This is a genomic window from Streptosporangium sp. NPDC002721, from assembly GCF_042888905.1.
GTDB lineage: Bacteria > Actinomycetota > Actinomycetes > Streptosporangiales > Streptosporangiaceae > Streptosporangium.
The window spans coordinates 45,961-62,947 of record NZ_JBIAQI010000026.1; the positions used below are offsets into that span (position 1 = coordinate 45,961).

Annotated in this window: 13 protein-coding genes; 8 read left to right on the plus strand and 5 right to left on the minus strand. The window is 71.5% G+C overall.

What is annotated here, in order from left to right; translation table 11 throughout:
- Window positions 1-59 precede the first annotated feature (59 nt).
- Window positions 60-458, plus strand: a complete 399-nt coding sequence (locus tag ACFYWM_RS32590; protein WP_344744291.1) for a cold-shock protein — start codon at window positions 60-62, stop codon at window positions 456-458.
- Window positions 459-748: 290 nt separating this feature from the next.
- On the opposite strand, the gene ACFYWM_RS32595 is transcribed toward ACFYWM_RS32590, so the two are convergent.
- The gene (locus ACFYWM_RS32595) at window positions 749-2,398 is read right to left on the minus strand and encodes an MFS transporter (protein ID WP_389921623.1); all 1,650 of its coding nucleotides are present in this window, start codon (window positions 2,396-2,398) and stop codon (window positions 749-751) included.
- A 181-nt stretch (window positions 2,399-2,579) separates the two neighbouring features.
- Between ACFYWM_RS32595 and ACFYWM_RS32600 the strand changes: the two genes are divergently transcribed.
- Entirely contained in the window at window positions 2,580-3,395 is an 816-nt protein-coding gene (locus ACFYWM_RS32600; protein WP_362696095.1) for a DUF3027 domain-containing protein, read from the plus strand.
- Between the two features lie 243 nt (window positions 3,396-3,638).
- On the plus strand, window positions 3,639-6,905 hold the full coding sequence (locus ACFYWM_RS32605) for a sacsin N-terminal ATP-binding-like domain-containing protein (protein WP_389921626.1): 3,267 nt from the start codon (window positions 3,639-3,641) through the stop codon (window positions 6,903-6,905).
- Between the two features lie 77 nt (window positions 6,906-6,982).
- On the opposite strand, the gene ACFYWM_RS32610 is transcribed toward ACFYWM_RS32605, so the two are convergent.
- Window positions 6,983-7,243, minus strand: a complete 261-nt coding sequence (locus tag ACFYWM_RS32610; protein WP_389921629.1) for a DUF2530 domain-containing protein — start codon at window positions 7,241-7,243, stop codon at window positions 6,983-6,985.
- Window positions 7,244-7,374: 131 nt separating this feature from the next.
- On the opposite strand from ACFYWM_RS32610, the gene ACFYWM_RS32615 reads away from it, so the two are divergent.
- Both ACFYWM_RS32615 and ACFYWM_RS32620 read left to right on the plus strand, forming a co-directional pair.
- On the plus strand, window positions 7,375-8,844 hold the full coding sequence (locus tag ACFYWM_RS32615; RefSeq protein ID WP_389921633.1) for an NCS2 family permease: 1,470 nt from the start codon (window positions 7,375-7,377) through the stop codon (window positions 8,842-8,844).
- A gap of 173 nt (window positions 8,845-9,017) precedes the next feature.
- Window positions 9,018-10,055, plus strand: a complete 1,038-nt coding sequence (locus ACFYWM_RS32620) for a WD40 repeat domain-containing protein (protein WP_389921636.1) — start codon at window positions 9,018-9,020, stop codon at window positions 10,053-10,055.
- A gap of 367 nt (window positions 10,056-10,422) precedes the next feature.
- Here ACFYWM_RS32620 and ACFYWM_RS32625 read toward each other — a convergent pair whose 3' ends face one another.
- The 3 genes from ACFYWM_RS32625 to ACFYWM_RS32635 form a co-directional block, all read right to left on the minus strand.
- Window positions 10,423-11,928: an ATP-binding protein gene (locus tag ACFYWM_RS32625; protein WP_389921638.1), complete on the minus strand. Its 1,506-nt coding sequence runs from the start codon at window positions 11,926-11,928 to the stop codon at window positions 10,423-10,425.
- A 113-nt stretch (window positions 11,929-12,041) separates the two neighbouring features.
- Window positions 12,042-13,292: a retropepsin-like aspartic protease gene (locus tag ACFYWM_RS32630; RefSeq protein WP_389921641.1), complete on the minus strand. Its 1,251-nt coding sequence runs from the start codon at window positions 13,290-13,292 to the stop codon at window positions 12,042-12,044.
- Window positions 13,289-13,921, minus strand: a complete 633-nt coding sequence (locus ACFYWM_RS32635; protein WP_389921643.1) for a helix-turn-helix domain-containing protein — start codon at window positions 13,919-13,921, stop codon at window positions 13,289-13,291. The genes ACFYWM_RS32630 and ACFYWM_RS32635 overlap by 4 nt, the downstream gene beginning before the upstream one ends.
- A 303-nt stretch (window positions 13,922-14,224) precedes the next feature.
- Between ACFYWM_RS32635 and ACFYWM_RS32640 the strand changes: the two genes are divergently transcribed.
- The 3 genes from ACFYWM_RS32640 (at window position 14,225) to thpR (ending at window position 16,897) form a co-directional block, all read left to right on the plus strand.
- Window positions 14,225-14,680: a MarR family winged helix-turn-helix transcriptional regulator gene (locus tag ACFYWM_RS32640; protein ID WP_389921645.1), complete on the plus strand. Its 456-nt coding sequence runs from the start codon at window positions 14,225-14,227 to the stop codon at window positions 14,678-14,680.
- A gap of 359 nt (window positions 14,681-15,039) precedes the next feature.
- The gene (locus tag ACFYWM_RS32645) at window positions 15,040-16,305 is read left to right on the plus strand and encodes an MFS transporter (protein ID WP_389921649.1); all 1,266 of its coding nucleotides are present in this window, start codon (window positions 15,040-15,042) and stop codon (window positions 16,303-16,305) included.
- Entirely contained in the window at window positions 16,259-16,897 is a 639-nt protein-coding gene (gene thpR, locus ACFYWM_RS32650; protein ID WP_389921651.1) for an RNA 2',3'-cyclic phosphodiesterase, read from the plus strand. Before ACFYWM_RS32645 ends, thpR begins: the two co-directional genes overlap by 47 nt.
- Window positions 16,898-16,987: the final 90 nt, after the last annotated feature.

Consider the following 16,987-nt stretch of genomic DNA (forward strand, 5'->3'; position numbering starts at 1 on the left):
CCCGCTGGGCATAACCTACATCCATTCCTTTTCACGACAGTCTGAACGAGGTCACCCCTGTGCCGAGTGGCAAGGTCAAGTGGTACGACGCCGACAAGGGATTCGGCTTCCTCACCCGCGACGACGGCGGTGAGGTCTTCGTGCATTCTTCCGCGCTGCCCTCCGGCGTGGATTCCCTCAAGCCGGGCCAGAAGGTCGAATTCGGCGTGGCCGAGGGGCGCCGCGGCCAGCAGGCGCTCTCGGTCCGAGTGATCGACCAGCCCCCCACCCTCGCCAAGACCGCCAAGCCCAAGGGCAAGCGCAAGAAGCCCGACGAGATGGTCGTCATCGTGGAGGACCTGATCAAGTTGCTCGACACGGTCTCCACGTCGTACCAGCGGGGCAAGCAGCCCGAGGCCGCGCACGCGAAGAAGATCGCCGCCGTGCTCCGCGCCGTCGCCGACGACCTGGACGACTGACCCCGCCGCCCGCCCGTCCGCCCGATCTCGCCCACCGCCCGGCCTTGCCCTGTCCAACGCCCGGCCTCGCCCGCCGCTCGACCCGATCTCCCGTGCGGGCTCCCGGCTCCCCGGCTCGGCCGCGCGGGTCCTTCCGTGCGCCGGATTCGTGATCCGGCCGCGCGGGTCCGGGCGTCCCTCGAACGCGCGGAGACCCTCGCGGCCCAGCGTGAGCCCGGACGTGAGCCCAAGCCATGGGTTCAAGCCGTGAGCCCATGCCGTGAGCCCAAGCCATGGGCCCGGTCGCGGGCTCAGCCGTGGGGGTTGGTGAGCGGTCTGGTCCGCTTCTCCGTCGGGGGGTCCCCGTGGTGCACGACCGCGGTGGTCGTCCCGGCGGGCCGCGGCCTGGCCCACCCCTCGGGCTCCTCGTGCTCCTCCGGTGTCGCGTCCCGCGAGGGGCGCTCCCCGTTCGTCGCGGGGTGCGGCCCGGACGGGGCGGGGCGCGGGCCCCTGGCCGCCTCGACCCTGGCGTCCACCTCACGGACCCGCCTGCGGCGGCGTACCAGCAGCCAGCCGAGCGAGCCCGCCAGCACCGCGGCCATCACGGCCAGCCCCGCCGACCCGCCCGCGAACAGCGAGAGCCAGAGCCCGACCAGGCCGCCCACCACCCAGGCGATCTGCAGGAAGGCCTCCACCACCCCGAACGTGGACGAGCGCACCTCCTCGCCGATCTCGCGCTGCACGATCGCGTCCAGCGCGAGCTTGCCGAGCCCTTGGGCGAACGCGGCCACCAGCGCGACCGCCACCGCGCTCCACAGTTGGAAGACGACGGCCGCGAGGATCGTGATCGCGGTCGTCATGGCGAGCGTGCCCAGCACGATGACCTGCGGGGAGTGGTTGCGCACCCACGAGGCCACGGCCGTGCCCGCGAGCCCGCCGACCCCGGCGGCCACCGCGAGCACGCCGATGGCGACCACCGGCGGCAGGCCGGGCAGGTTCTTGTCCTGGACGAGGAAGAGCAGGTAGAAGAGCAGGAACCCGGAGTAGAGGCGGATGGCCACGTTGGCGTGCATCGCCTCGGCCACCACCGGGCCCACGTTCAGCATCGTGCGCCAGCGGGGCGGCCGCTCCTCGCCCCCGTCGTCCAGCTCCTCCAGGTCGGGGGAGTCGATGTGGCGCGGGAGCCGTACGGCCAGCACGCCCTGGAGCAGGAAGAGCACCGTCGCCCCGCGCAGCACCCACTCGGCGCCCAGCCAGGCGCTGACACCCGCGCCGATCGGCACCGCGACACCCGCCGTGACCAGCGCGAACAGGGCGACCCGTGCGTTCGCCGTGACCAGCGCGATGTCGGCGGGCAGCACGCTCGGCATGATCGCCGCGCGGGAGACGTTGTAGGCCTTCGACAGCACCAGCACGGCCAGGGCCGCCGGGAAGATCGTGAACACGTCGCCGGGGACGATCGCCGCCGCCATCGCGAAGCAGAGCAGCCCGCGGCCGAAGAGGGTCCCGGCCATCACGAAGCGCCGCCCGGAGCGGAACCGGTCGAGGACCGGCCCGACGAACGGCGCGACCACCACGAACGGGATCATCGTGATCAGCAGGTAGAGGGCGACCTGGCCGCGTGCCTCGTTCACCGGGAGCTTGAAGAGGGTCCCGGCCAGGGCCGCGGTGACCAGGGCGTCGCCGGCGCTGTGCGCGGCGGTCAGCTCGATCAGCTGGCCCAGCCCGGTGCGGCCCGCGCCCTGCGCGTGGGTCAGCCGCCGCGCGGCCCGTCCCGCCCGCTGGGTGCCGCTGACCGCGCCCCGGCCCGCCCGCGCCGTCGCCCGGCCCGCTCCCTTTCCCGCCCGTGCCGTGCCCCGGCCCGCGCGCACGGCGGCCCGGCCCGCGGCCGCGGCGGCCTCGCCGGCCCGCCGGGAGGCCTCTCCCGCCGTCTTCCGCGCCCGTTCCCACCCAGCTGCCACGTATCCAGTCATACCCGAAGGGCGGGTGAGTTGTCCGGTGCGCTAGGTCACTCCGTGGATGATGGGATGTCCACGGTGCCGTTCGCTCCGGTCATGGGCGAGAATGAACTGTGAGCGCAGTGAGCGAGCGAGCCAGTAGGGACAGCAGCCGTCGTGCTGCGAGGCTGACGGGAGACGACTCGTGAGCCGGACTCGATCCCGCGCCGTGGTCCTTGACCAGGCGTGCGTCGCGGCCGTCGACCTGGCCAGAGCCGCGGTCGAGGAGAACGTCAGACCGGGAGAGGTGGGCGACCACCTCGGGGTCGAGGGCGAGGGCGACCGCGTCGTCACCCATTACTTCGCCTGTCTCGACCGTGCCTACCGGGGTTGGCGCTGGGCCGTCACGGTCGCCCGTGCCTCGCGGGCGCGCAACGTGACGGTCAGCGAGGTCGTGCTCCTGCCCGGCGCGGGGGCCCTGATGCCGCCGCAGTGGGTGCCGTGGAGCGAGCGGCTCCTGCCCGGCGACCTCGGCGTGGGCGACCTGCTGCCCACCTCCGACGACGACGACAGGCTCGCGCCCGGTTTCACCGAGACCGACGACGACTCCGACCACCAGATGATCTTCGAGTACGGCCTCGGCCGGGCCCGGGTGCTCTCCCCGATCGGCCGCGACCGCGCCGTGCGGCGCTGGCACTCCGGCGAGTCGGGGCCGCACACCCCGCTCGCGCACGCCGCGCCCGCCCAGTGCTCCACCTGCGGCTTCTACTGGCCGCTCGCGGGCGCGTTGCGCACCGGCTTCGGGGTCTGCGCGAACGAGTACGCCCCCGACGACGGCCGGGTGGTCGCCGCCGACCACGGCTGCGGGGCGCATTCGGAGGCTGCCGTGCTGCCGCACCAGGTCGAGCCGACCTCGCCGATCCTCGACGACCTCTCCTACGACACCGCGGAGAACGGCGCGGAGCCGGATCTGGCCGGATCGGTCGACGACACCGCCTCCGAGCCGCTCGGTCACTCCTGACCCGGCGCCGGCTCGGTCACTCCGGGCCTGGCGTCGCCCGGTCATTCCTGGCCCAGCGTTGCTCGGTCCTCCTGGCCTGGCGCCGCCGGGCCGCTGCCAACCCGGGGCACCGGGTCCATCCCGCCCCGCCGCCGTCCAGGCGGCACCCCCGGCCGTCGCGGCCGGGCGCCTCTCCCGTGGCGTCCCGGCCCTCGCGGCCCGGACGCCCGGTCGTGCGGGGCTTCGACCTTTGGAAGCATCGCCTTGACTGACATCTTCGGCACCGAACGACTGCGCTCGGCCGTCCTGGCCGCCTGGGCCGCCTCGCCCGCCCGCTTCCGCGAGGACGCCAACGCGGAGGAGGACTTCGCGCTCGGCGGCTACCGTGACCGGCTGATCGTCGAGCTCGCCCAGAACGCCGCCGACGCCGCGCTCCGCGCCGGGGTACCCGGACGGCTCCGCCTCTCGCTGCGGGAGGGCGTGCTGTCGGCCGCCAACACCGGCGCCCCGGTCGACGGTGCCGGGATCGAGGGCCTGTCCACGCTGCGCGTCTCCGCCAAACGCGACGACGCCCACGCGGCCGGCCGGTTCGGCGTCGGGTTCGCGGCCGTGGTGTCGGTCTGCGACGAGCCGGTGATCGGCTCGCTGGGTTCCGGGGTCGTCCGCTGGTCCCGTGACCAGACCGCCGCCCTGGTGGCCGCCGAGCCCGAACTGGCCAAGGAGCTGGCCGAGCGCGGCGGGCACGTCCCGCTGCTGCGCCTGCCCTTCCCCGCGGGTCCGGTGGAGATCCCCGCCGGGTTCGACACGCTCGTGCGGCTGCCGCTCCGTGACGAGGCGGCCGAGGAGGCCGTACGGGCGATGCTGAGGGAGACCAGCCCCGCCCTGCTGCTCGGCCTGCCCGCCCTGGAGTCGATCGAGGTCGACGTGGACGGCGAGACGCGGACCGTCACCTCCGAGGGCTGGAAGGTCGTCTCGGCCTCCGGGCGGTTCACCCCCGAGCAGGTGGCCGAGCTCTTCGCCGACCGCCCGACCGAGGAGCGCTCCCGGCCGCACTGGCTGGTCCGCTGGGCCGTGCCGGTCACCGGTCCCGGGTCAGCCGGGTCCGGTTCCGGGGCCACCGGGGCCGGTTCCGCGTCCGCCGGTTTCGCGGGCGGCGCCCTGGGCGGCGTCCCGGACGGTTCGCGAGGGGCGGCGGCGGACGGTTCGCCGGGAGTGGCGCCGGTCGGGGAGCCCCGGCCGCTGCCGGCCCTGGTGCCGCCCGTGGTGCACGCGCCCACGCCGAGCGACGAGCCGCTGGACCTGCCCGCGCTGCTGATCGCCTCGTTCCCGATGGCCACCGACCGGCGGCACGTCGCGCCGGGTCCGCTGGCCGACTTCCTGGTCGAGCGGGCCGCCGACACCTATCTGGAACTGCTCGCAGGACTGCCCCGCACGCCCCGGCTGCTTGACCTCGTACCCGGAATGATGGGCAAGGGCGAGCTCGACGCCCGCATCCGCCGGGCGATCCTGCGCAGGCTCCCCGACGCCCCGCTGCTCCCCGCGCTCTCCCCGCCCGCCGACCCGGCGGCCGGGGCGGGCGGTTCCGGTGCCTCGCTCCTGCTCCCCGACCCCTCCGAGGCAGCCGGAGGTGGCGCCCCCCCGGCCCCGCTCCCCGACGGCGGGGAGCTGGTCGTCTCCGGGCGGCAGGCCTCCGTGGTCGCGGCCCCGGCCGAGCTGCTGGAGCGGGTCGCCCCCATGATCCCCGGGCTGCTGCCCGCGGGGTGGCCGTCCCGGCATCCGGCCGTCACCGCGCTCGGGGTCAGCCGGGTGCAGCTCTCCGACATCGTGGACCTGCTCTCCGGCGACGCCGTCAAGGACAGGGACCCGTCCTGGTGGCGGTCGCTGTACGAGGTGCTGCCCGCCGACGACCCCGAGGCCCTCGGCGCGCTGCCGGTGCCGCTGGCCGACGGACGCCTGGTCAGGGGGCCGCGCGGCACGCTGCTGCTGACCGACGGCTCCGCGCTGGACCCGGCCGTCCTCGCCCCGCTCGGGCTGCGCGTGGTGCACCCGGACGCGGCCCACCCTCTCCTGCTCAGGCTCGGCGCGGGCGAGGCCACTCCCCGTACCGTCCTGGAGGACCCGCTGACCCGCTCCGCGGTCTCGGAGTCGCTGGACAGCCCCGATTCCGAACCGGTGGCCCAGGCGGTGCTCGCGCTGGTCGACGCGGCGGGGCTGACCGCGGGCGACGCCCCCTGGCTGTCCGAGCTGGCGCTGCGCGGCGCCGACGGCGAGCTGTACCCGGCGGGCGAGCTGCTCCTCGCCGACGGGTCGCTGGCCGGGCTGCTCGACAGCGAGACGCACTTCGGCACGGCCGCGCCCGAGCTGGTGGAGCGGTACGGCCCCCGGGTGCTCGCCGCGGCGGGGGTGCTCGACGGCTTCGCCGTGGTCAACGACTCCGACGTCATGATCGACCCGGACGAGTGCGACCACGACCTGGACCGCGAGGACGAGTGGCTGGAGACCGTCCTCGACCTGCTGCCCGAGATGGCCGTGCCTCCGGTCGCCCGGGAGTTCTCCGCCGTACGCGACCTGGAGTACGTCGCCGACTGGCCCGCGGCCCTCGCCCTGCTGTCGCGCCCGCCGCTCCGCTCGGTGCTGCACCCGCTGCGGGTCCTGGTGGCGGGGGAGATCGTGGAGGTGCCGTCCTACACCGCCTGGTGGCTCTCCACGCACCCGGTGCTCGCCGGCAGGCGCCCCACGGAGCTGCGGCTCCCCGCGGGCGACCCGCTGCTGTTCGGCCTGTACGGCGACGCCCCGGCCGTCGTCGACGAGGCCGCGCTGGCGATGATCGGCGTACGGAGCACGCTGGCGGACCTGCTCGCCTCCCACGGCGGTCCCGACGAGCTGCTCGACCTGCTGGGCGACCCCGCCGTGGAGGTCGACCGCGCCCAGCTCCGCTCCCTGTGGGTGGCCCTCGCCGGTGTCGAGCCCGCCCGCGTCGGGCCCCCGCGTGCCGTGCGCGCCGTCCTCGGTGACGCGATCGTCGCCGTCGACGCGGAGGACGGCCGCGTGCTGTCCACCGGCGCCGATCTCGGGGACGGGGATGAGGGCGCGGGTGAGCCGGTCGTGGTCGAGGCGCCGGACCTGCTGCCGCTCGTCGCGGGACGGCCGCTCATCCTGGCCCCGTTCGACCTGGCCGAGGCGCTCTCGGAGCTGCTCGACCTGCCGCTGGCGGGGGAGGAGGCCGCCGGCGAGGTGACGTCCTCGGGCGAGACGCGCGACGTCCCGCCCGCCGTACGGTCACTGCTGCCGACCGCGCCCTTGACCTACGTGGAGCACGAGAGGCTGCTGGTGGACGGTGTCCCCGCGGCCTGGCGGTTCTTCGAGGGTACGGTGCACGCCTCGGGGGTGGAGGGGCTGGCGCGCGGGCTCGCCTGGGCGTCCGGCCAGTGGGGTGACCGGCTCGCGGTGGCGGCGCTGCTGCGCGATCCGGCGGCGGTGCCGCTGCTGCTCGCCGAGGCCGACCTGGACAGCTGGACCGCCTCGACCTAGACGGACGGCCGCCCGGCGCGCGGTCCCCGCGCGCCGGGCGAGAAGTCAGTCTCGTCCCCGCCGAGAGGTACCGACGGTCACAGGATCGCGGTGGTCGGCTCGATCGGCTCCTCGGGCGGGGGCGGCGAGCGGCGGTTGCGGCGGCGCACGAACCAGAGGCCGAAGAGGCCGCCGCAGATGCCCGACACGCATGTCCAGATCCACCAGCGGTACTCGGGATCCGGCTGGGCGACCAGGAGCACGATTAGGGCGACGGCCCACAGGCCCGTACCCACAAGGATCGTGAGCGTGTCGTTGGTCTTCAACGGCTGCAGATCCGGACGTCGTGGCTGGTTCACGCGATCCAGACTAGGCGACCACGTCTCACTGTTCGCAAAACGGATTACGTCAAGACGCGAATCCGTCTCGAAAGCATCACCATCGCCAGCCGGGCCTTCCGGGGAGGGAATCCCGATGTCACTCTGCGTGAGTGAAAGATGTTAAAACCCACCAAATAAGTAGGATTGACCGTTTCTTCTTCATCTCCGACCGTGGCTCGTCCGTGGGCCGGGAGGTGCGCGGCGGGTTCGCCACGTTCTTCACGATGGCCTACATCGTCGTGCTCAACCCCTTGATCATCGCCACCGTCAAGGACGCCGAAGGCCAGTTCATCGGCGACGGGAGCACGCCCAACATCCCGCTCGTCGCGGCCGGTACCGCCCTCGTGGCCGGGCTGCTCAGCATCCTGATGGGCGTCGTCGGCAAGGTCCCCTTCGCGATGGCCGCGGGCCTCGGCCTGAACGCCTTCGTCACCTACGGCATCGCCTCGCAGATGTCCTGGGAGGCGGCGATGGGCCTGGTGTTCCTGGAGGGCGTGATCATCGCGCTCCTGGTGCTGACCGGGTTCAGAACCGCCGTGTTCAACGCCATCCCGCCCCAGCTGAAGACGGCGATCAGCGTCGGTATCGGCCTGTTCATCGCGCTGATCGGCTTCGTGGACGCCGGCTTCGTCCGCCGGGTGGCGGCCGGGCCGCCGCTGGAACTCGGCATCGCGGGCTCGCTGACCAGCTGGCCGATCCTCGTCTTCGTCGCCGGTCTGCTGCTGATCGTGCTGCTGGTGGCGCGCCAGACCAAGGGCGCCATCCTGATCGGCATCATCGCCACCACCGTCCTCGCGGTCATCGTCGAGGCGATCGCCAAGGTCGGCGCCTCGGTGACGCCGGGTCAGCCGCCGAACCCCGCGGGCTGGCAGCTCGTCGTCCCCCGGCTGCCCGAGCAGATCTTCGGCTTCAACAACCCGCTGGTGCTGTTCAGGGAGTTCGACCCGCTCGGCGCCTTCGGCTCCGTCTCGGTCATCCTGGCCCTGCTGCTCATCTTCACCCTGCTGATCACCGACTTCTTCGACACCATGGGCACGATCGTGGGCGTCGGCGGGCAGGCCGGGCTGATCAGGGAGGACGGCACCCTGCCGAAGACCCGCGAGATCCTCCTCGTCGACTCGATCGGCGCGGCGGCCGGAGGCGCGGGCTCCGTCTCCTCCAACACGACCTACATCGAGTCGGCCGCGGGCGTCGGCGAGGGCGCCCGCACCGGTCTCGCCAGCGTCGTCACCGGCGTGCTGTTCCTGCTGGCCATCTTCGTCTCGCCGCTCGTCGCCGTCGTCCCCTACGAGGCCGCCGCCCCCGCCCTGGTCGTGGTCGGCTTCCTGATGATGACCGCCATCCGCGAGATCGACTTCACCGACTACGAGATCTCCATCCCGGCGTTCCTCACGATCGTCCTGATGCCGTTCACGTATTCAATAGCTACCGGAATAGGTAGTGGGTTCGTGACGTACGTGCTGATCAAGCTGGTGAAGGGCAAGGCCCGCGAGGTCCACCCGCTGATGTGGACGGTCGCGGGGCTGTTCGTGATCTACTTCGCCCTGGGGCCGATCAAGGCCCTGCTCAACCTCGGCTGAGAAGCGGGCGGAGGCCGTGGTGATCTACATATGTGATCACCACGGCCTCTGCCTGCTTGCAGGGCCCCGACAAAGTTGAAGATCTACTCGTGGTCTTGGAATCCGGTTCTTATTCGAGAGGGGCGGCTGCCGTGGTGGTGAGGTCAGTGCCTTCCCGCCCGCGCCTCGGGTGGATGATCGCCGCGCTGACAGTGTGCGTGACGCTCGTCGTCGGTTTTTGGCCTTCTGCGGATTTGGTGGGGCGCCACGATGACGTCGTCTTGGCGGTGTCGCTTGGGCAGATGAACGGTCAGCCCGTCGCCGTCACCGTGGGTGGCGGCATGCATGACGACACCATGCGGGTTTGGGACCTGACCACGCGCGAACTCATCGGCGAACCGATAGCCGGTCAGCCTTACAGTGTCGAGACGGTGGCGGTCGGGCAGGTGAACGGTCGTCCGGTCGCCGTCACCGGTAGCGTTGTCGGCACCGTACGGGTATGGGATCTGACCACACGCAAACCAATGGGCGAACCCATGACCCGCAGCCACACCGGCAGTGTCGGGGCGGTGGCGATCGGAGAGGTGAACGGCCGGCCGGTCGCCGTCACCGCCGGAGATCTGGGCACTGAAACCCATAAGAACCCTGTGCGCGTATGGGACCTGATCACGCGCGAACCCCTGGGCGAACCGATGACCGGGCACACCGGCCCCGTCTTGGCGGTGGCGGTCGGGCAGGTGAACGGTCGTCCGGTCGCCGTTACCGGCAGCGTTGACGGCACCGTGCGCGTGTGGGACCTGACAACACGCAAACCCGTCGGCGAGCCGATGACCAGCAGAACCGGTGTCTGGGGGGTGGCGATTGGAGAGGTGAACGCCCGGCCGGTCGCCGTCACCGGCAGCGAAGACCAGAACATGCGGGTATGGGACTTGACCAAGCACACGCTCATCGGAGAGCCGGTGCCGACCGGCCACACTCACGGTGTCTCGGCGGTGGCGGTCGGGCAGGTGAACGGTCGTCCGGTCGCCGTCACCGGCGGTAGCAATGACAGCGGTGACGGCAGTGTGCGGGTGTGGGATCTGGCCACGCGCCGACCCATCGGGGACCCCATGGGTTACACCAACAGGGTCTTCACGGTGGCGGTCGGATGGGTGAACGGCCAACCGGTCACCATCACTGGAGACGGTGATGGCACCGTGCGGATGCGGGACCTGAACGTTTACACGCGATGAGCCATGATCGTCGAGGACGGGACTTTGAAAGGGTCACTGTGTCGTAGGCATCCTCGATCGCGACCGGTATCGGCGCGGGCTTCGTCACCTTCGTGCTGATCAAGGCCGTCAAGGGCAAGGCCCGCGAGGTCCACCCGCTGATGTGGACGGTCGCCGGTCTGTTCGTGATCTACTTCGCGCTCGGCCCGATCAAGGCCCTGCTGAACCTCTGAGCAGCGAACCCGAGGCCGTCATGGTGATGGTGGAACCGATCGCCATGGCGGTCTTCTCGCGTTCTTGTCCGCTGTTCGGAGAGCGGAATCGCGGCGGGCGAGAGGCCGGCGGACGATGGCGGTCGCCGATGAGGTTGTGATCTCCTGGTCCCAGATCATGTCGGCAGGACGGTGGGTTCCGTCTTTCCGAAGAGGGAGGGCAGATCCACGAGGAGGACGTCGCCACGGCGGCGTGCGATCGTCACCAGGTCGGGGTGGAAGCCCTCCGGGGAGAAGACCGCCAGCCGGGTGGAGGTGACGTCATGCCCCTGCCCTCGGAGGATCTCCTTCAGCCGGTCGAGCCGTTCGAGGTCCGCGGGGCCTCGCCGTACGAGAGTGGCCTTCGCCTCCCCGAGGAGACCCACTGTGGCGCGGCCGGACCCGCGATTCAGGGCGATGACGTCGACCTCGTGCCTGGCCCGCCCGCTTTGATCGTTGATCACTGTCGAGGCGATCGTGCTCGTTCCCGCGCGGAGGGAGGAGTCAGGGTGGCGGCGGAGCCACTCGCGTGCGCATTCCTCGAAATGAGGGCCCAGGACGCGGGAGACGAAGGTGGGCTGGGATTCGCGCCACGCCTGGGCGGATCCGCCCGTCTCGACCAGGTCACGTTTCGGTACAGTGATCAGGTTGTGGAAGCGGATGATGGGATCCGCGACGGTGATCACTGGACGGCGCTCCCAGAGCGGGTCGGTCGAATAGTCGAGATAGCCCGAACTCGTCAGCATCTCCAACGGGTGGGCCAGGGACGTGCGATCGCGTTCGATCAATCCGCCGATCTTCGTCGGACTGGTGGCGCCGGTGGCGACCGCGTTGATGATCGCGTAATGGAGCGAACTCCCGGTGAACCGCGGGTCCTCCCGCAGCAGGTACTCCGCCTCACTCCTTGAGAAGAGCGCCTGACCGGGGTTGAGAACTGTCGCCGGGATCCAGGTGTCGAACTCCTGTGGGCTCTGAGGCGAAGGTGACGAGGTCAGGTTGCGGTATCCGGGAGATCCGCCGAGCGTGGCGTGCAGTCGCAGCGCGGCCGCCGGATCGTCGACGCCCCAGTGCAGCGCGGTGGTGCTCAGGTCGAACGGCTGGAGACGCATGTCGACGGCCGCCCGTCCGCGCAGCGCCTTCGTGCCGGACAGGAGATCGTTCATCACGGACATGGCCGATCCGCAAACGATCACTCGCCCGCCCTCGTGTCCGTGACCGGTCTGCGAACGGTCGTAGAGCAGTTGGAGCAGGCCGGGAAGCTCCGGAGAGTGTGTCATCCAGCAGGGCAGCTCATCGATGACCAGCAACCCGGAAGCACCGCGTCGCCGCATGGTCAGGCTGATCGCCGAATCGAGGAGAGACTCCCAGCCGGCGTCGTCGCGGAAGAGACCGGAGCTCACTCCCGCGTACCGCGCGAGGTCGTCGGCGAACCGACGTCGCGCGGTCACCGCGCCCTCTTCTGCGACAGCGGAGACGTAAAGACCGTCCATCGCATCGGCCAGGGCGCGGAGAAGGTAACTCTTGCCGACACGCCGCCGCCCCGAGAGGACTCCCAGTCGCAGGTGAGGGTCGGGATGCGTGACGAACTCGGTGAGCATGGACCACTCCGAGTCACGGGCGAGCAGCCGGGACGGTTTAAGCATCAACGTCTCCTAATTTGTATCTTTTCAAGCATACAAATTAGGGGGAGATCGTTCATGGATCACTGAACCGGCGCCTCTTTTGGCCGGGCTGTTCTTCCGGAAGATCTGGTTTGTCAGGGCGTTCCGGAAGGGGCTGTGGCGCCGCCCGACCCGGGTCGCCGGAACGTGTATTCGTGCCGGTCGAAGTCGAGGGTCCAGGCGTACCTGTCGAGGAAGGAGTGGGAGAGCAGGCCGTCGATGCGTACGCCGCCGAAGGATGACCAGGGGACGCGCCGGGTCGGGGTGGTGGCCACGAACTGGGCGTCCTGGCGGAGTGGTCCCAGGTGGATCGGTTCGTCGACGCCGAAGTGCGGGCGGGCCGCGCGGGTCCGGGGCACGCCCCAGGAGCGGTAGCGTCGCGCGGTCGTGTAGAGGCAGGCCTGGCGGGGCGGTGATCCGTCCTCCTGGCCGAGGTGGACCAGCCCGGAGTCGATGAAGAAGTTGAGGTCCTGACGGGTGCCGAAGCCGCCGCGGGCGAACATGTAGTGGTCCGCCCACAGGTAGAAGGGGATCCGGGCGAGTTCCGGCCGGTCGCCGAGGAGCGCGAGATGGTCCGCCGTCTGCCGCGGGTCGCGGCGTCGCGACAGGAGCAGGCGCCCGCGGGGGTAGTCGACGGTGGTGAGGAACCGCTGCAGCACGTTGGTGCCGATGATGACGAGGTCCTGCTCGTCGCGCAGCGTCGGCATCGCCTCCACCGGCACGTTGGTCAGGACGACGTCGCCGAGCGCCAGCTCCCCGGCCGTCCCGGTGTAGAGGTCGGTGCGGGTCGTACCGTGATGTTCCCTGCCGTTGGGGGTGAGCCGGATGCCCAGGGCTTCGGCGCGCCCGGTCCCCATGACGAGGAACGTGCCGCCGGTGTCAAGGTGGGCGTGTACGGGGTGGCCGTCGAGCGTGGCGTCCACCGCGGGGAGATAGGGCGCCAGCGGGTGGTCGGCGAAGGGGAGGACGGTCGCCTGGCCGATCTCGCTGCTCAGCGGGCGCTCCACCCGCGACACGAGGTCGGGAGGCATCGGCCGCCTCCCCCTGCGCCGCTGTACGTGCGCGTACGCCTCGGCGGGCCGGTCCAGGTGCAGCAGGGCGTGCGCGACGGGCTCGTCCAGCTCGGTGCGGGCCGGATACCGGTGGCGGAAGGCCTCGTGGTGGGCCAGCGCCCGCTCGTAGTCCCCGCGCACGTAGCTGGTCAGGAACCCGAGGTGAGCGTGCTGCCGCTCACCGGCACGGGCGGCCAGGCGTTCGGCCTCGTCGACGTCCCCGCGCGCCCAGGCCCGCCACGCGGCGCGGGCGGGCGCTCCCCGCGCGTGCCACCGGAGGGAGGCCCGGCTCATTCCCCGACCTCCCCGGCATACGGGGCATTCTCGGCATCCCAGACGTCTTCTGACCTTCCGGCCGTCTGATCGCCTCCTGCGCTCAGGTCCAGGGTGGCCGCGATGACGGTGAGGAGCGGGACCAGCGCGTGGGCGGCGAGCTCGTACTCGCCCCGCCGTGGCTGGACGAGCAGACCTGCCGCCTGCAGCCCGCGCAGGTGGTGGTAGAGATGCCCCGTGGAGGTCGTCTCGCCGAGGACCTCCTGGAGCTGTGCTCGGGTGCGGGTCGTTCCGAGCGTCGCGGTGAGCAGCGCCAGGCGTGCCGGGCTTCCGAGGCACTCCAGCACGGTGGCGATCCCCGACCGCTCGGCGTCGACGAGATCGTGGACGGGGCGTTGCTTGGCCCACAGGTACTCGCGGCCGTCGCGGCCGACGGCTCCCGCGTACGCGATCGCGCCGGTCGCCTCCACCGGTCCGGCGGCCTGGCCGTCGGCGTCGCCGATGTGCTCGCGCAGCCGGTCGAGCAACCGCAGGGGCGCGTCACCGGCCGATCCTCCGGCCGCCCGCTCCTTCCGCCGGGTGGCCGAGGCCGCCTCCAGTCGTTCCACCCGTTCCTCCAGAGCGGCGAGCCGCTGCTCCGTCGCGTCCATTCTCACGCACCCTCAGGTCACCATCGAGAGATAATTCCGTAATTTCGGAATAGCGTACATATGGCTCTTGTGGGGGTCAACGGTTCGTGTGGCGCTCGACCGCGCGCCTCGGTACGACCGGTCGCCCGCTGTCCGGCGGAGGCTCCGTGTGACAGTGGGAGCAGGGGGAGGCGGAGGGATTCCGGGCCGGGTTGGCGATCCCCTGTCCGTCTGGCACGCTGTACGGCCCGCGCCGAGAAGGAAACCCGCTGGAGGGAATCACGTGTATACGTATATAGTTAGCAAAGGTAATGACTTACGCTAATGAACAACCCCAGGAAGGACCACGTCGCGAACCTGCGCAGCGACGCCGGTCTGGCTTCGGCTCTGCGCGTGTCACTGGCACGACTGAACAGACGCCTGCGCAGGCAGGCCGCGGTGCACTCGCTGACGCCCACCCAGCTCGCGACACTCGCCGCCGTAGAACGGCATTCCGGGATAACCCCCGGCGAATTGGCCGAGCTGGAGAAGGTCCAGCCGCCCTCGATGACCCGCGTGATCGCCGCGTTGGCCGAGCGGGAGCTGGTGTCCCGTACGCCGCACCCGACCGACCGGCGACAGGTGACCGTGGGCGTGACCGAGCAGGGCTCAACCCTGCTGAGGGAGGAGCGGCGCCTCAAGGAGGCGTGGCTGACGCAGCGGCTGAAGGAGCTGACACCCGAGGAGAGGGCGACACTCCGGCAGGCGGCTCCGATACTGGAGAAGCTCAGCCGGATCTAGCCGAACCCGAGGAACCCGAGGCCCTGGCGATCCCGCGCGACGCCGGGGCGTCCGTCGCGCCGGGCGGAGGGCCGGACGCGACGCCGTGGGCGGAATCCGGCACGAGGCCGCAGGGAGAGCCGGACAGGACGCCGCGGGCGGAATCGGACACGAGGCCGGGCCGGAAGCCCGGTGTCGGGCCTGACGGTGAGCCTGACGGTGAGCCTGACGGTGAGCCGGGCAGGGGTCCGGGCCGGAAGCACAAAGGGAAGACCGGCGGGAGGACCGGGCTGAGGGCAAGGGTCCGGCGGCGGCGTGCCGCGAGGGCCGCCGCCACCGCGAACGAGCTCCAGGCCACGGAGAGCGGCACGGCCCAGCCCGTGCCCGAGACGCGGGGCGGGATGTTCCGGTCCCTGCGCGTCTACAACTACCGGCTGTTCGCGGCCGGGGGCGTGGTCTCCAACGTCGGCTCGTGGATGCAGCGCACCGCGCAGGACCTGCTGGTGCTCGACCTGACGAACGGCAGTGCCTTCGCGCTGGGCGTGACCGTCATGCTGCAGTTCCTGCCGTTGCTGCTCTTCGGCCTCTGGGGCGGCATGCTCGCCGACCGCTATCCCAAGCGGCCGCTGCTGATCGTCGCCCAGTCGCTCATGGGCCTGTTGGCGCTCACCATGGGCGTGCTCGTCGTGACCGGCTCGGCCCAGGCCTGGCAGGTGTTCGTGATGGCGTTCCTGCTCGGCCTCATCGCCTGTGTCGAGGTGCCGACCCGGCAGTCGTTCGTCGTGGAGATGGTCGGCCGCAAGGACCTGTCCAACGCGATCGCGCTGAACTCGTCGAGCTTCAACCTGGCCCGCGTGGTCGGTCCGGCCGCCGCGGGTGTCCTGATCTACGCGCTCGGCGGCACCGGCCCGATCTTCCTGATCAACGCGCTCTCCTTCGCGGGCGTGCTCGGCGGCCTGGTGCTCATGCGCACCTCCGAGCTGACCACCCCGGAACCGGTACCGAGGGCGAAGGGGCAGCTCCGCGAGGGTCTGCGCTACGTGATGGTGCGGCCCGAGCTGCTCATGCCGATACTGCTGATCGCCTTCGTCTCGCTGTTCACGCAGTCGTTCTCGATGTCGATCGCGCTCATGGCGAGCCAGGTCTTCGGGGCGGGCGCGGCCTCGTTCGGGCTGGCGTCCAGCATGTTCGCGGTCGGCGCGCTGGCGGGCGCGCTCATGGCGGCGCGGCGGGTACGGCCCAGCAGGCGGCTGCTGGTCGGCGGCGCGGTCGCGTTCGGGCTGTTCCAGATCGTCAGCGGCCTGGCGCCGTGGTACCCCCTCTACCTGGTCTCCCTCGTGCCCGCGGGCATCGCGTTGATCTCGGTGAACACCGCCGCCAACGCCAGCGTGCAGCTCGCCACCTCGCCGGAGATGCGCGGCCGGGTGATGGGGATCTACGTGCTCGTGTTCACCGGGGGAGCCCCCTTCGGCGCGCTGCTGCTCGGCTGGATCTCGGATCTGGGCGGCCCGCGCGCGGGGGTCATGGTGGGCGGTACGCTCACGCTGATCGGCTCCGGTGTGGCGATAATGCTGACAAAGATGATCAGCAGGAGGTCGCATGCGGCTGTTCGTGGGGTTGCTACCGCCACCACCGGTGCGCGATGAGCTCGTCCTCGCCCTCGAAGCCCACCGGCCGCGCTGGCCGGGGCTCCGCTGGCTGGACCCGGAGAACTGGCATGTGACGCTGTCGTTCCTCGGGGAGGTGCCCGACCCGGTGCTACCCGAGCTGCGGGCGCGCCTCGCCGACGCCGCCACGCGCCATGCGCCGCTCACGCTGTCGCTCACCGGTGCCGGGGCGTTCCCCTCGGCCGGTCGGGCGCGGGTCTTCCTGGCCGGGCTGGGGGGCGACCTCCCCGGCCTGGCCCGCCTGGCCGACCACGTGGGGAACGAGGCGCTGGAGGCCGGAGCCGGGCAGACGGATCGCCGGCGGTTCACGCCGCACCTGAGCCTGGCCCGGTGCCGCGCCGACATGGACGTGAGCCCCCTCGTGGAGGCGTTCGGGACGTTCTCCGGCGCCGGGTGGGAGGCGGGGACGGTGCACCTGATACGGAGCAACTTCAGGGGCGGGACCACCGGCGGGACCACCGGCAGGACTACAGGCGGGACCTCCGACGGGACCTCGGGCAGGGCCGAGCCTCGCTACGAGACGGTCGAGGAATGGCATCTGACGGCACGGGCACCCCGTGGGCAGAGCTAGGCTCCAGGACGTGGATCGTCCCCGTCGCTGGCTGCTGCCCACGGTGCTCGCACTGCTCGTGCTCCTCGTGGTGATCGGCGCCCTCGTGTC